Below are 11,468 nucleotides of genomic sequence, written 5' to 3' on the forward strand. Positions count from 1 at the left end.
CGGGTCTCACAAAGTGGATAGCGATACCCTGTGGATGGCGTTGGCCCTGGTGCTGGTTATTGAAGGGCTGTTCCCCTTTATCTCACCGGCCAACTGGCGCCGCACCTTCGCCCAGCTGCTGCAGCTCTCGGACGGGCAAATCCGGACCTTCGCCATGGCCAGCATTTCGGTGGGCTTATTGTTGATTTGGATGCTGGCGCCCTGAAATACGGCCCCGAGGCCGGTAAAATCCCTGTTTTAACAGCCTCCCTCAAATCCATGTCTGCTTGGGTCCTGCCGGATCACATTGCCGATGTGCTGCCTTCCGAGGCCCGCCACATCGAAGAAATACGTCGAGACTTGCTGGACATGGCGCGTTGCTATGGCTACGAGCTCGTCATGCCCCCGCTTCTGGAACACCTGGAGTCGCTGTTGTCTGGCACTGGCGAGGCGCTGGACCTGCAAACCTTCAAACTGGTCGATCAACTCTCGGGCCGCATGATGGGTCTGCGTGCTGACAGCACACCCCAGGTTGCCCGCATTGATGCCCACTTGCTCAACCGCCGCGGCGTGGCGCGCCTGTGCTACTGCGGCCCGGTGCTGCATACCCGCCCGGGTGGCCCACACGCCAGCCGCGAGCCACTGCAGTTTGGCGCCGAAATCTATGGCCATGCCGGGCTGGAAGCCGATCTTGAAATCCTGACTCTGGCACTCGATGCCCTGCGTTCAGCCAATGTCGGGCCCCTCACGGTGGACCTGGCCAACGCCCGCATCGTCAGTGCCCTGCTCAAGGCGTCGGGTCTGACCGCTGCCGAGCAGGACTTGGTGCATGCAGCACTGGCTGGCAAGGACGCCTCCGAGTTGCGCGTGCTGACCCGCCAATGCCCGCCCGACATTGCCATCGCCATCCAGAGCCTGGTAGAGCTGTATGGTGACGCCCGGGTGCTGGATAAAGCCGCACAACGGCTGCCGGCCCTGCCCGAAGTGCAGCAGGCCCTGTCTGAGCTGCAGTGGCTGGGCAAACACATCGCCAGCGCGTTTGATGATGTGTCGGTCAGCTTTGACCTGGCCGACCTGCGTGGCTACGCCTACTACACCGGCACCCGTTTCTCCATCTACGCGCCGGCCGCGCACGACGCCCTGGCGCGTGGTGGCCGCTACGACGAGGTGGGCTCGGTGTTCGGGCGCAAGCGCCCGGCCGTGGGCTTCAGCCTGGACGTGAAGGAACTGGCCAGTGCGGCCCAGCTGCGGCCCCTGCGCGCTGCCATCCGCGCCCCTTGGGGTGAGGATGCGGCCCTGCGCTTGGCCATCGCCGCGCTGCGTCAACAGGGCGAAACAGTGGTCTGCGTGCTGCCAGGGCACGAGAGCGAAGTAGACGAATTCCAGTGTGACCGCGAGCTCAAGGAGCAAAGCGGTCAGTGGTCTGTGACAGCAATTTAAGAGACATTCATGAATACAACCAAAGGTCGAAATGTAGTGGTGGTCGGTACCCAATGGGGCGACGAAGGCAAGGGCAAGCTGGTCGACTGGCTCACCGAGAGCGCCCAGGGCGTGGTGCGCTTCCAAGGCGGCCACAACGCAGGCCACACCCTGGTCATCAATGGCGTGAAAACCGCCTTGCACCTGATCCCCAGCGGCATCATGCGCCCGGGCGTGAAGTGCTACATCGGCAACGGTGTGGTGCTGTCAGCGGCCAAGCTGTTTGAAGAAATTGAGGGCCTGGAAAAAGCCGGTGTTGAAGTGCGCTCGCGCCTGCGCGTGAGCGAAGCCTGCCCGCTGATCCTGGCCTTCCACGTGGCCCTTGACCTGGCCCGCGAAGTGGCGCGCGAAAAAGGCAGTGGCGCCAAGATCGGCACCACGGGCCGTGGCATTGGCCCGGCCTATGAAGACAAGATTGCCCGGCGCGCCCTGCGCGTGCAAGACCTCAAGCACCCCGAGCGTTTTGCCACCAAGCTGCGCGAGCTGCTGGACCTGCATAACCACGTGCTCACGTCCTACCTGGGTTCCGAGGCCTTTGACTTTGGCCCCCAACTCGCACCCTTTATGGAAAATGGCCGCGTGCTGTTCGAGCCGGTGTTTGCCCAAGCCATGCAGCATGCCGAGTTGCTCAAGCCCATGATTGCCGACGTCTCGCGCGAACTCAACGAAGCCAACCTGCACGGTGCCAATTTGCTGTTTGAAGGCGCGCAGGGCACCCTGCTGGACGTGGACCACGGCACCTATCCGTATGTCACCTCCAGCAACTGCGTGGCCGGCAATGCCGCGGCCGGCTCCGGCGTGGGCCCGGGCATGCTGCACTACATCCTGGGCATTACCAAGGCCTATTGCACCCGCGTGGGCGGCGGCCCGTTCCCCACCGAACTCGAGTGGGAAAAAGAAGGCACCCCCGGCTACCACATGAGCACCGTGGGCGCCGAGAAGGGTGTGACCACCGGTCGCTCGCGCCGCTGCGGCTGGTTTGATGCGGCCCTGCTCAAGCGCTCGGCCCAGGTGAACGGCCTCTCGGGCCTGTGCATTACCAAACTCGACGTGCTCGATGGCCTGAAAGAACTCATGCTCTGCACTGGCTACGAGATGGACGGCCAGACCATTGACATCCTGCCCATGGGCGCGGACGACATTGAGCGCTGCACGCCCATTTATGAGGTGATGGACGGCTGGAGCGACAGCACCGTGGGTGTGACGCAATACGACAAGCTGCCGGTGGCCGCGCGCCTGTATTTGCAGCGCATTGAGCAGGTGACCGGTGTGCCCATCCACATGGTGTCCACCAGCCCGGACCGCGACCACACCATCATGATGCGCCACCCCTATCTGGCTGACTGAACTGCATTGACCCCCCACGAATACACAGGAGCACACCCATGTTGACTGAAGACGGCAAGCACCTTTATGTGAGCTACGACGAGTACCACAACCTGATTGAAAAACTGGCCATCAAGATTTTTCAGTCGGGCTGGGAGTTCGACACCATCCTGTGTCTGGCGCGCGGCGGCATGCGCCCCGGTGACATCCTGTCCCGCGTCTTCGACAAGCCGCTGGCCATCATGTCCACCAGCTCCTACCGGGCCAACGCGGGGCTCACGCAGGAGAACCTGGACATTGCCCACTACATCACCACTCCCAAGGGCGAGATCGCCGGGCGCGTGCTGCTGGTGGATGATCTGGCCGATTCCGGCGTCACCCTCGAGGCGGTGATCAAGCAGCTCAAGACCAACTACAAGCCCATCACCGAGCTGCGCAGCGCGGTGATCTGGACCAAGGCCCTGTCCAAGTTCACGCCCGATTACCAGGTGGAGTTTTTGCCGACCAACCCCTGGATCCACCAGCCTTTCGAGAGCTACGACGCACTGCGTCCCCAGCAGCTCATCGAAAAGTGGAGCGTCTAGAAGTAAAAAAGCATGGCACATCCCGTCACCGACCTGATCCACCACAGCTACATACCGCCTACGGGGTTTGAGGCGCCGCAGCCCGGCGTGTTCAAGGCCTCCACGGTGATCTTTCCGAGCGTGGCTGCCATGCGCAGCCGCGAGTGGAAGGACAAGTCGGCCTACACCTACGGCCTGCACGGCACGCCCACTTCCTACCAGTTGGAAGAGCGCCTGTGCACGCTGGAGGGTGGCCAGCAGTGCCTGCTGGTGCCCAGCGGTCTGGCGGCTCTGGCGCTGGTGTCGCTGTCGCTGCTGAAGGCGGGCGATGAGGTGCTGCTGCCTGACAACGTCTATGGCCCCAACAAGAGCCTGGTGGAGGGCGAGCTCATGCACTGGGGCATTTCCCACCAGTACTACGACCCGATGGACCCGCAGGACCTGGAAGCGCAGATCTCCAGCCGTACCAAGCTCGTCTGGTTGGAAGCTGCCGGTTCGGTCACGCTGGAGTTCCCCGATCTGTTGTCCCTGCTGCGCATCTGCAAGCAGCGCAAGGTGCTCACTGCGCTGGACAACACCTGGGGCGCGGGCCTGGCGTTCAAGCCCTTTGACCTGGTGCCCGATGAGTCACCCGCGCTGGGCGTGGACATCACCGCGCACGCCCTGACCAAATACCCCAGCGGCGGTGGCGATGTGCTCATGGGCAGCGTCATCACACGCGATGCCGGTCTGCACATGCGCCTCAAGCTCACCCACATGCGCCTGGGCCTGGGTGTGGGCATGAACGATGTGGAAGCCATCCTGCGTGGCCTGCCCAGCATGGCCTTGCGTTACCGCGCGCATGACGAAGCCACGCGCGCATTGGCCCTGTGGGCCGACAGCCAGGCCGAGTTTGTGCAGGTGCTGCATCCTGCACTTCCCGGCTCACCCGGCCACGCGCACTGGAAGGAGCTGTGCGTGCACACCTTTGGCGGCGCTGCCGGCCTGTTCAGCGTGATGCTGGACGAGCGCTTCACGCGTGACCAGACCGACGCCTTTTGCGACGCCCTCAAGCTCTTCAAGCTGGGCTACAGCTGGGGCGGCCCCATGAGCCTGGTGGTGCCCTACGAGCTGGCCCAGATCCGCAGCAACTGGCCCAGCTATTTGGAGAAGGGCACCTTGGTGCGTTTCTCCATTGGCCTGGAAGCCGTGCAGGATTTGCAGGCAGACATCCACCAGGCCTTGGGCGTCCTGCGCTAGCACCCTGGCCTGGCAGCGCTTTGTGCGCCAGGGTGTTCTGGTTTACCTGAGTAGTCAGGCGGCTTGACACGCGGTAGTCTGGCGGAATGAGTTCCTTGCCCGATTACGAAGCCCCACCGCCCTACATTCCTCCCCCCTCAGACGCACCTGCCAAGACCATCCGGGTGCTGGGTTTTGGCGCACCCTTCCAGTGGTTGCGCGCCGGTTGGGCCGACATGCGCGCCCACCCCGGCATCAGCGGTTTTTATGGCGTAGCCTTCTGGCTGATGGCCGTGATCTTGGGGGCGGTGTTCCGCTCCAGCCCCGAATACACCATGACCATTGCCTCGGGCTGCCTGCTGGTCGGTCCGTTTTTGGCCATGGGCCTGTATGAGGTGAGCCGCAGGCGCGAGGCCGGGCTGGTGCCCGACCTATCCTCGTCCATCACCTGCTGGGACAGCCACATCAAAAGCATGGGCATGCTGGTGCTGGTGCTTATCGTCATGGAGCTGCTGTGGGGCAGGGCCTCGCTGGTGGTGTTTGCGGTGTTCTTCAATACCGGCATGCCGTCCACCAGCGGGGTGATGCAGGCCATCTTCAACCCGCAGAACTGGGAGTTTGTGGCAGCCTATGCGGTGGTGGGGGGGGCGTTTGCCATGCTGGTGTTTTCCATCTCGGCGGTCTCCATCCCCATGATCCTGGATCGCGACACCGATGCCATCTCGGCCGCCATCACCAGCCTGGAGGTGATGTTCCACAACACCGCCGTCATGCTCCTCTGGGGTGCGCTGATTGCCGCCCTGATAGGCGCCTCCCTGGCCCTGCCCTGGGGTGTGGGCCTGCTGCTGACCGGGCCCCTGCTGGGTCACGGCACCTGGTACGCCTACCGGGGCGCGGTGCAATGGCCGCAGGATGTTACAGTCCCATGAATTAACGAAAGCATATCTTGGCAACTCCCAACTACGGTTACGAAAAGCGTCAGAAAGAACTGGCCAAAAAGAAGAAGAAAGAAGAGAAGCTCAAGGCCAAGTCCGAGCGCAAGGTGGGCGATACCGGCACTGACGATTCCGGCCAACCGGAAACCGATGCCACCGACACACCTGCACCTGATTCCGGTACCCCAGCCTGACCTTCCGGGCATCCAAGGCTTTAGCTACAGCAGCTTCTTCACCGAAGGCCACAGCGTATTGAGAATCAAAGGGTGCGCTGCGGCCACCGGGTGGATGCGGTCAGCCTGAAACCACTTCATGGCATCCGGCGCATCTGCCACTCCCTTGAGCATGAACGGCACCAGTGCCACCTGCTGCGCTTTGGCTACCTGGCCAAAGGTGTCGGCAAACTGTTTGCCATAGCTTTGCCCGTAATTGGGCGGCAGCTGCATGCCCACCAGCAGCACCCGGGAGCCCGCGGCCTTGGCGGCTTGCACCATGGCCTGCAGGTTGTCCTGCGTCATCGCCACCGGCAGGCCACGCAGCGCGTCATTGGCGCCCAACTCCACAATCACCACGCTAGGCTTGTGCTGGGCCAGCAGGGCGGGCAGGCGGCTACGCCCGCCGGAGGTGGTGTCGCCGCTGATGCTGGCATTGATGACGGTGGCCACCATCTTTTCCTGCACCAGGCGCGCCTGCATCAGCGCCACCCAGCCCTGGCCGCGCTGCAAACCGTATTCGGCACTCAGCGAATCACCCAGCACCAGGATGGTGGCCGGGCGTTTGGGTGCGCTGTCTTGCGCCAGACTTGGCCCCGCAAAAAGAGCTGTTAACACAAGCAGGCTAAAGTGGCGTCGTACCAAAGAGAGATTCATGTCAGATTCAATTATTTCCGTAGAGCATGTTTTCAAGGCCGTGACCGATTCCACCGGCACGCTGGAGATCCTGTCCGATATCGATTTTGCGCTCAAGCGCCAAGAGACCGTGGCCATTGTGGGTGCTTCCGGTTCTGGCAAGAGCACGCTGCTGTCCATCATGGCCGGTCTGGACACACCCAGCAGCGGCACCGTGCGCCTGGCAGGGCAGGATCTGTTTGCCATTGATGAGGATGCCCGCGCCGCCCTGCGCGCACGCCAGGTGGGCTTTGTGTTCCAGAGCTTTCAGTTGCTGGGCAGCCTCACCGCCCTGGAAAACGTGATGTTGCCGCTCGAATTGGACGGGCGCAAGGACGCGCGCAGTGCTGCCACCGAGATGCTGGGCCGTGTGGGCCTGTCGCAGCGCCTCAACGCCTACCCCAAGGTGCTCAGTGGCGGCGAGCAACAGCGCGTGGCCCTGGCGCGGGCCTTTGTGGTCCACCCGGCCGTGCTGTTGGCCGACGAGCCCACCGGCAGCCTGGACTTTGCCACCGGCGAAAAAATCATGGAGCTGATGTTTGACCTGAACCGTGAGCAGGGCACCACACTTGTATTGGTGACCCACGACCGCGCCATTGCCGCACGCTGCAGCCGCAGCATCACTATTGAGGCCGGGCGCGTGCTGATGGAAGCCCTGGTGGAGTCGTAAGTCGTGACTCGGGCAGTGGCTTGGCGTTTCTGCCTGGCGCAGAGGCCTTAAGCAGCAGGTGGTGTGTACGGCACGTGTGGCTTGGCATGCCGCGCGCGGGTGTCGGCGTCCAACAATGCGCGTATCTGCTGCAGCAAGGGGTGTGCGCCCATGTACTTCTGGCCATAGTCCAGGTTGAAGCCGTAGTCAAAACCGGGCGGGTTGATGCCTTGGTTGTGCTGCAGAATCGTCTCCAGCTTGTCCAGCCCCTTGACGATAAGCGCCTCCGGGCTGGTGGCGTTTTCGTACTCTTCCCACAGCGCCATAAACTCCGCCGCCAGCGCGCGGGGCAGGGTCTGCATGAGGGTTTGCAGGTCGGCACGTTCAATGGCGGACTTGTTGGGGTTTTGCTCCAGTGCCACCGCAGGCACGTCGCCATGCAAGGCTTCGCCCAGGTCATGCAGCACGCACAGCTTGAGCAGCCGGGCCATATCCAGGCGGGCAAATTCCGATTCGAACACCATGGCCATCAGGCACAGGCGCCAGCTGTGCTCGGCCGTGCTCTCCTGCTTGCCGGTGGTGGTGTAGGCGCTGCGCAGCACGTTTTTCAGACGCTCGGCCTCGCGCAAAAAGGTCAGGCAGCCTTGCAGGTTCTCGGGTGTCATGTGGCCATTTTGCCAGTGCCATCTGCCCATGCCTGGGGTGGGGGCGTGGGGCTTTGCGTTTTATCGTGCGGCGCGTGCAACCTGGCGGAAGTGCGCTGCCACCTCGCCAACAGATGTCCGGAAGTCGCGGCCGTTGTAGGCCACCCCGGCTTTTGCCAGCGTGTGCTGCACCACAGGCTGCACCTGGGCGAGGCGGATGGAAGGCACCTGGGGGAACAGGTGGTGCTCAATCTGGTAGTTCAGCCCGCCAAAAAACCAGTCCATGGCGCGCGGGCTGAGCACGGTGCGTGAGGTAGCGGTCTGGTGCTCCAGAAAGCTGATGGATTGCCCCGGGCGCACCAGCGGCATGCCGATGTGGTTGAGCCAAAAGATGGTGGCTAAATAAGGACCCAGGACAAACAGCGGCACGGCATAGACCAGCAAAGCCCGGCTGGCATCCACCTGCAGCACCCAGCAGGGCAGGCCAAACCACAACAAGCCGTGCAGCACCAGCACGGCCAGATCGCGCCGGTAGTGCAGTGGCTGCTTGAGCACGCCCCACTGCGACAAATGCCGCTGGCTGTGGGCAAACAGCAGCGACAAAAACCACACATGCCAGTGCTGCAGCCGCGCGCACAGGCGCGCCAGGCCCGTGCGGCCTTTCAGTGCGCCTTCGGTAAGCGACACCACCACGCTGACCTCCATGTCCGGGTCTTTTTGTTCGTTCTGGCAGTGGCTGTGGTGGGCGGCATGCCGCTCAAACCATTCTTCAAAGGCCATGCCGGTTGCCACCGTCATGCAGGCCTGTCCCAGCAAGCCGCGCCACAGGCCGCTGCGGTGCACGGCGCGGTGTCCGGCGTCGTGGCCCAGAAAGGCAAACTGGGCCAGCACCAGCGCAATCGGCAGGCTGCAAAGCAGGGCGTAGGTAGTGGAGGGCGTCTGCCAGGCAAAGCCCAGGCACAGGGCCAGGGCCGCTGATAATGCCAGCAGCCGCAGCCAGGCCCACGCCGGGTGCAGCACCGTGCGGCCCTGGGCCGCGAGTTGCGCCTGCATCTGCTGCCACAGCGCACGGGAGTGCGCATCGTTGAGCGTGGGTGTGTGAAAGGTCTGCACGTTCTGGAACTCCCTTGGGAAATCTTCTGTGTTGATGAATCGCATTGTCACCGTGTTGGAAGCGCTGGGCATGCTGGCCTGCCTGGGCCTGTTGCTGCGCGGCTTTCAGGAGCTGGGTTTTGCACAGGGTTGGTGGGGCCTGTTCTGGTGTCTGCTGGCACTGCCCATGGGCTACTACTGTGCCGACCTGTTGTCCGGCCTGATCCACTGGGTGTGCGATTCGTTTGGCGATTCCCATACGCCGCTGTGGGGACCCATGCTGGTGGCGCCCTTTCGGCGTCATCACAAGTCGCCGGGGGACATCACCCAGATCAGCCTGACAGAAAACCTGGGCTCCTCGGCCATTGCCGGTGCCGTCGTGCTGTGGCTGTGGTCACCAGACTTTGCCCGGCCGGCTTCCAATGGGGTTCTGCTGGCGCGACTGGTAGGCCTGTGGTGCGTGGCCTTTGCCGTGCTCTCCAACCGCTTTCACCGCTGGGCCCATTTGCCCACGGCGCGCAGGCCGCGCTGGATGCAGCGCCTGCAGCACTGGCGCATCATCCTGCGGCCGCAAACCCATGCGCTGCACCACCGCAAACCGCACCGCGGCAACTACTGCATTCTGAGTGGCTGGGCCAACCCGCTGTGCAACCGCGTGCCCTGGGCGCGCGTGGAGGCAGGGCTGCTACGGCTGGGCATCCGCACCAACTTTGACTGAAGGCCGGGCTTTGCCAAACGGAAAAATAAACTGCTTCCAGAAGCCCTGCGGCACATAGTCGCCACGCACGCCGTAGCGCTGGGGCCAGGCCTTGTCAGAGCGCACGGCGGTGCCAAACAGGTGGTCCAGAAAGGCAAACTGCCCGGCGTAGTTGCGGTCCAGGGCCTCGCTGTCCTGGGAGTGGTGCCAGTGGTGGAAGTTGGGCGTCACCAGCACATAGCGCAGCGGCCCCAGACGGATGTTGACATTGGCATGGTTGAGCACCGCCTGCGTGCCCACAATGACGATGTAAATGTCGATGGCCTCCTTGGAGAAGCCCAGCACGTAGATGGGTGCCAGCACCAGGGTACGCATCAGTAGCACCTCCACAATATGCAGGCGCGAGCCGGCCAGCCAGTCCACCGTGGTGATGCTGTGGTGCACCGCATGCACCCGCCACAGGAGCGGCACCTCATGCAGGGCACGGTGCACCCCGTACTGGATCAGGTCGGCCACCAGCATCAGCAGCAAGACTGCGGCCACCAGCGGCAACTGCTGCACCCACAGCTGCACGCCGCCCTGCACGGCCCAGCCAAAGAAGCGGTGCACCATCAGGTTGGTGGCCAGCAGCACAAAGCCCACACCCAGGTGGTTGACGATGAAGTACTGCAAGTCGGTCTGCCACTGGTCGCGAAACACCGGCTGCTCGCGGCGCAAGGGGAACAGCTTCTCAATGCAGATGAAGACCAGCGTGGAGCCCAGCAGGTCCAGCACCAGCCAGTCCAGCCCGACATAGAGCTGGGGCTGCGCAAAGTCTTTCACAGGCACCTTGTGGCCACCCAGCAGGGCCGCGGCCGTCACGCACACGAAGGTCACGCCCGACAGCCAGCGCGCCCGGTTGAGCAGGGTGTTGGCCAGGGCCAGCGCGCCGCTCAGCACCAGGGACCAGAACAGCAGCTGGCGCAGCACCGCCACGTCATACGACTGGCGCAATTGCGGAGTGGTGAGGTACTGCGGAAAGTGAAACGCCAGTACCGCCATCAGGCACAGCACGCCCAGGGCCAGCGCAATCACCCCGCTGACCAGGCCGGTGCCGCGGCGCAGCGGGCCTGTGGAGGCGGTGAGGTGGTGCAGTTTTTTCAGCATGGGGGGTGGCTTGCCGGTGTGGCCCCATTATGTCGGGAAGGGTGGCTATGGCGGGGAGGTCGCCAGCACCGATAATCGCTGCATGTCATCACCCAAAGTTCTGTTCGGCTTCCATGCCGTGGGCGTGCGCCTGAAAACCGCGCCGCAATCGATTGTTGAAATCTACTACGAGCCCACCCGGCGCGACGCGCGCATGCGCCAGTTCCTGGACAAGGTAGCCGAGCACGGTGTGCGCCTGATCGAGGCCGACGGCATGCGCCTGGCCAAGCTCGCCGGCAGCCACGGCCACCAGGGCGTGGCCGCGCGTGTGCAAGAGATCAAGCAGGTGCATTCGCTCGACGAGCTGCTGGAAAACCTGGAAGCCAGCAATGCCGAGCTGCCGCCTGCCGAGCGCATACAGCCGCTGATCCTGGTGCTCGATGGCGTGACCGATCCGCACAACCTGGGCGCCTGCCTGCGCGTGGCCGACGGTGCCGGGGCCCATGCGGTGATCGCCCCCAAGGACCATGCGGCCGGCATCAATGCCACCGTGGCCAAGGTGGCCAGCGGTGCGGCCGAGACCGTGCCCTACTTTATGGTGACTAACCTGGCGCGCACCCTGGGGGAGCTCAAGGAGCGCAACATCTGGGTCATTGGCACCAGCGACCAGGCCACCCAGACCCTGTACCAGGCCGACCTCAAGGGTCCGGTGGCCCTGGTGCTGGGCGCCGAGGGCGACGGCATGCGCCAGCTCACCGCCAAGACCTGCGACCAACTGGTCAGCATCCCCATGCTGGGTGCGGTGGAGAGCCTGAATGTGTCGGTGGCCAGCGGCATCTGCCTGTACGAGGCGGTGCGCCAGCGCAGTTGAGCG

General features: G+C 63.7%; 14 protein-coding genes. 10 read left to right on the forward strand and 4 right to left on the reverse strand.

Features of this window, described 5'->3' with window-relative positions; genetic code table 11:
* Nucleotides 1-13 precede the first annotated feature (13 nt).
* The 7 genes from DIC66_RS00980 (at nucleotide 14) to DIC66_RS01010 (ending at nucleotide 5,694) form a co-directional block, all read left to right on the forward strand.
* Nucleotides 14-205 carry a DUF2065 domain-containing protein gene (locus DIC66_RS00980; protein WP_117173154.1) on the forward strand — a complete coding sequence of 64 codons (192 nt, stop codon included), beginning with the start codon at nucleotides 14-16 and terminating at the stop codon, nucleotides 203-205.
* 53 nt (nucleotides 206-258) lie between these two features.
* Complete coding sequence (locus DIC66_RS00985; protein ID WP_117173156.1) at nucleotides 259-1,419, forward strand: ATP phosphoribosyltransferase regulatory subunit; 1,161 nt, start codon at nucleotides 259-261, stop codon at nucleotides 1,417-1,419.
* A gap of 9 nt (nucleotides 1,420-1,428) precedes the next feature.
* Entirely contained in the window at nucleotides 1,429-2,805 is a 1,377-nt protein-coding gene (locus DIC66_RS00990) for an adenylosuccinate synthase (protein WP_117173158.1), read from the forward strand.
* A gap of 38 nt (nucleotides 2,806-2,843) precedes the next feature.
* Nucleotides 2,844-3,368, forward strand: coding sequence for a phosphoribosyltransferase (locus DIC66_RS00995; protein WP_117173160.1), 525 nt, complete (start codon nucleotides 2,844-2,846; stop codon nucleotides 3,366-3,368).
* Between the two features lie 12 nt (nucleotides 3,369-3,380).
* The gene (locus DIC66_RS01000; protein ID WP_117173162.1) at nucleotides 3,381-4,586 is read left to right on the forward strand and encodes a PLP-dependent transferase; all 1,206 of its coding nucleotides are present in this window, start codon (nucleotides 3,381-3,383) and stop codon (nucleotides 4,584-4,586) included.
* 86 nt (nucleotides 4,587-4,672) lie between these two features.
* Nucleotides 4,673-5,494 carry a DUF2189 domain-containing protein gene (locus tag DIC66_RS01005; RefSeq protein WP_117173164.1) on the forward strand — a complete coding sequence of 274 codons (822 nt, stop codon included), beginning with the start codon at nucleotides 4,673-4,675 and terminating at the stop codon, nucleotides 5,492-5,494.
* Between the two features lie 17 nt (nucleotides 5,495-5,511).
* A complete protein-coding gene (locus tag DIC66_RS01010) occupies nucleotides 5,512-5,694 on the forward strand; it encodes a hypothetical protein (protein ID WP_117173166.1) in 183 nt (60 codons plus the stop codon).
* 24 nt (nucleotides 5,695-5,718) lie between these two features.
* Here the strand turns inward: DIC66_RS01010 and DIC66_RS01015 are convergent, their stop codons facing one another.
* Nucleotides 5,719-6,369, reverse strand: coding sequence for an arylesterase (locus DIC66_RS01015; protein WP_117173168.1), 651 nt, complete (start codon nucleotides 6,367-6,369; stop codon nucleotides 5,719-5,721).
* Between DIC66_RS01015 and DIC66_RS01020 the strand changes: the two genes are divergently transcribed.
* Nucleotides 6,368-7,057, forward strand: a complete 690-nt coding sequence (locus DIC66_RS01020) for an ABC transporter ATP-binding protein (protein ID WP_117173170.1) — start codon at nucleotides 6,368-6,370, stop codon at nucleotides 7,055-7,057. The two genes, DIC66_RS01015 and DIC66_RS01020, sit on opposite strands and share 2 nt — an antisense overlap.
* A gap of 47 nt (nucleotides 7,058-7,104) precedes the next feature.
* Here the strand turns inward: DIC66_RS01020 and DIC66_RS01025 are convergent, their stop codons facing one another.
* Nucleotides 7,105-7,701: an HD domain-containing protein gene (locus tag DIC66_RS01025; RefSeq protein ID WP_117173172.1), complete on the reverse strand. Its 597-nt coding sequence runs from the start codon at nucleotides 7,699-7,701 to the stop codon at nucleotides 7,105-7,107.
* Between the two features lie 60 nt (nucleotides 7,702-7,761).
* On the reverse strand, nucleotides 7,762-8,793 hold the full coding sequence (locus DIC66_RS01030) for a fatty acid desaturase family protein (RefSeq protein WP_158558816.1): 1,032 nt from the start codon (nucleotides 8,791-8,793) through the stop codon (nucleotides 7,762-7,764).
* A 34-nt stretch (nucleotides 8,794-8,827) separates the two neighbouring features.
* Between DIC66_RS01030 and DIC66_RS01035 the strand changes: the two genes are divergently transcribed.
* Nucleotides 8,828-9,490: a fatty acid desaturase CarF family protein gene (locus tag DIC66_RS01035; protein WP_117173176.1), complete on the forward strand. Its 663-nt coding sequence runs from the start codon at nucleotides 8,828-8,830 to the stop codon at nucleotides 9,488-9,490.
* Here the strand turns inward: DIC66_RS01035 and DIC66_RS01040 are convergent.
* Nucleotides 9,458-10,615, reverse strand: coding sequence for a sterol desaturase family protein (locus tag DIC66_RS01040; RefSeq protein WP_117173178.1), 1,158 nt, complete (start codon nucleotides 10,613-10,615; stop codon nucleotides 9,458-9,460). The two genes, DIC66_RS01035 and DIC66_RS01040, sit on opposite strands and share 33 nt — an antisense overlap.
* An 82-nt stretch (nucleotides 10,616-10,697) precedes the next feature.
* On the opposite strand from DIC66_RS01040, the gene rlmB reads away from it, so the two are divergent.
* The gene (gene rlmB / locus DIC66_RS01045; RefSeq protein ID WP_117174092.1) at nucleotides 10,698-11,465 is read left to right on the forward strand and encodes a 23S rRNA (guanosine(2251)-2'-O)-methyltransferase RlmB; all 768 of its coding nucleotides are present in this window, start codon (nucleotides 10,698-10,700) and stop codon (nucleotides 11,463-11,465) included.
* Nucleotides 11,466-11,468: the final 3 nt, after the last annotated feature.

The organism is Rhodoferax lacus, assembly GCF_003415675.1.
Taxonomy (GTDB): domain Bacteria; phylum Pseudomonadota; class Gammaproteobacteria; order Burkholderiales; family Burkholderiaceae_C; genus Allorhodoferax; species Allorhodoferax lacus.

Excerpts from the sequence above, each read along its gene's own strand:
- DIC66_RS01015 (WP_117173168.1), bottom strand. The coding sequence starts at position 6,369 with ATGAATCTCTCTTTGGTACGACGCCACTTTAGCCTGCTTGTGTTAACA.
- DIC66_RS01040 (WP_117173178.1), bottom strand. The coding sequence starts at position 10,615 with ATGCTGAAAAAACTGCACCACCTCACCGCCTCCACAGGCCCGCTGCGC.
- DIC66_RS01025 (WP_117173172.1), bottom strand. The coding sequence starts at position 7,701 with ATGACACCCGAGAACCTGCAAGGCTGCCTGACCTTTTTGCGCGAGGCC.
- DIC66_RS01035 (WP_117173176.1), top strand. The coding sequence starts at position 8,828 with ATGAATCGCATTGTCACCGTGTTGGAAGCGCTGGGCATGCTGGCCTGC.
- DIC66_RS00995 (WP_117173160.1), top strand. The coding sequence starts at position 2,844 with ATGTTGACTGAAGACGGCAAGCACCTTTATGTGAGCTACGACGAGTAC.
- DIC66_RS00990 (WP_117173158.1), top strand. The coding sequence starts at position 1,429 with ATGAATACAACCAAAGGTCGAAATGTAGTGGTGGTCGGTACCCAATGG.
- DIC66_RS01020 (WP_117173170.1), top strand. The coding sequence starts at position 6,368 with ATGTCAGATTCAATTATTTCCGTAGAGCATGTTTTCAAGGCCGTGACC.
- DIC66_RS01005 (WP_117173164.1), top strand. The coding sequence starts at position 4,673 with ATGAGTTCCTTGCCCGATTACGAAGCCCCACCGCCCTACATTCCTCCC.
- rlmB (WP_117174092.1), top strand. The coding sequence starts at position 10,698 with ATGTCATCACCCAAAGTTCTGTTCGGCTTCCATGCCGTGGGCGTGCGC.
- DIC66_RS00985 (WP_117173156.1), top strand. The coding sequence starts at position 259 with ATGTCTGCTTGGGTCCTGCCGGATCACATTGCCGATGTGCTGCCTTCC.
- DIC66_RS01000 (WP_117173162.1), top strand. The coding sequence starts at position 3,381 with ATGGCACATCCCGTCACCGACCTGATCCACCACAGCTACATACCGCCT.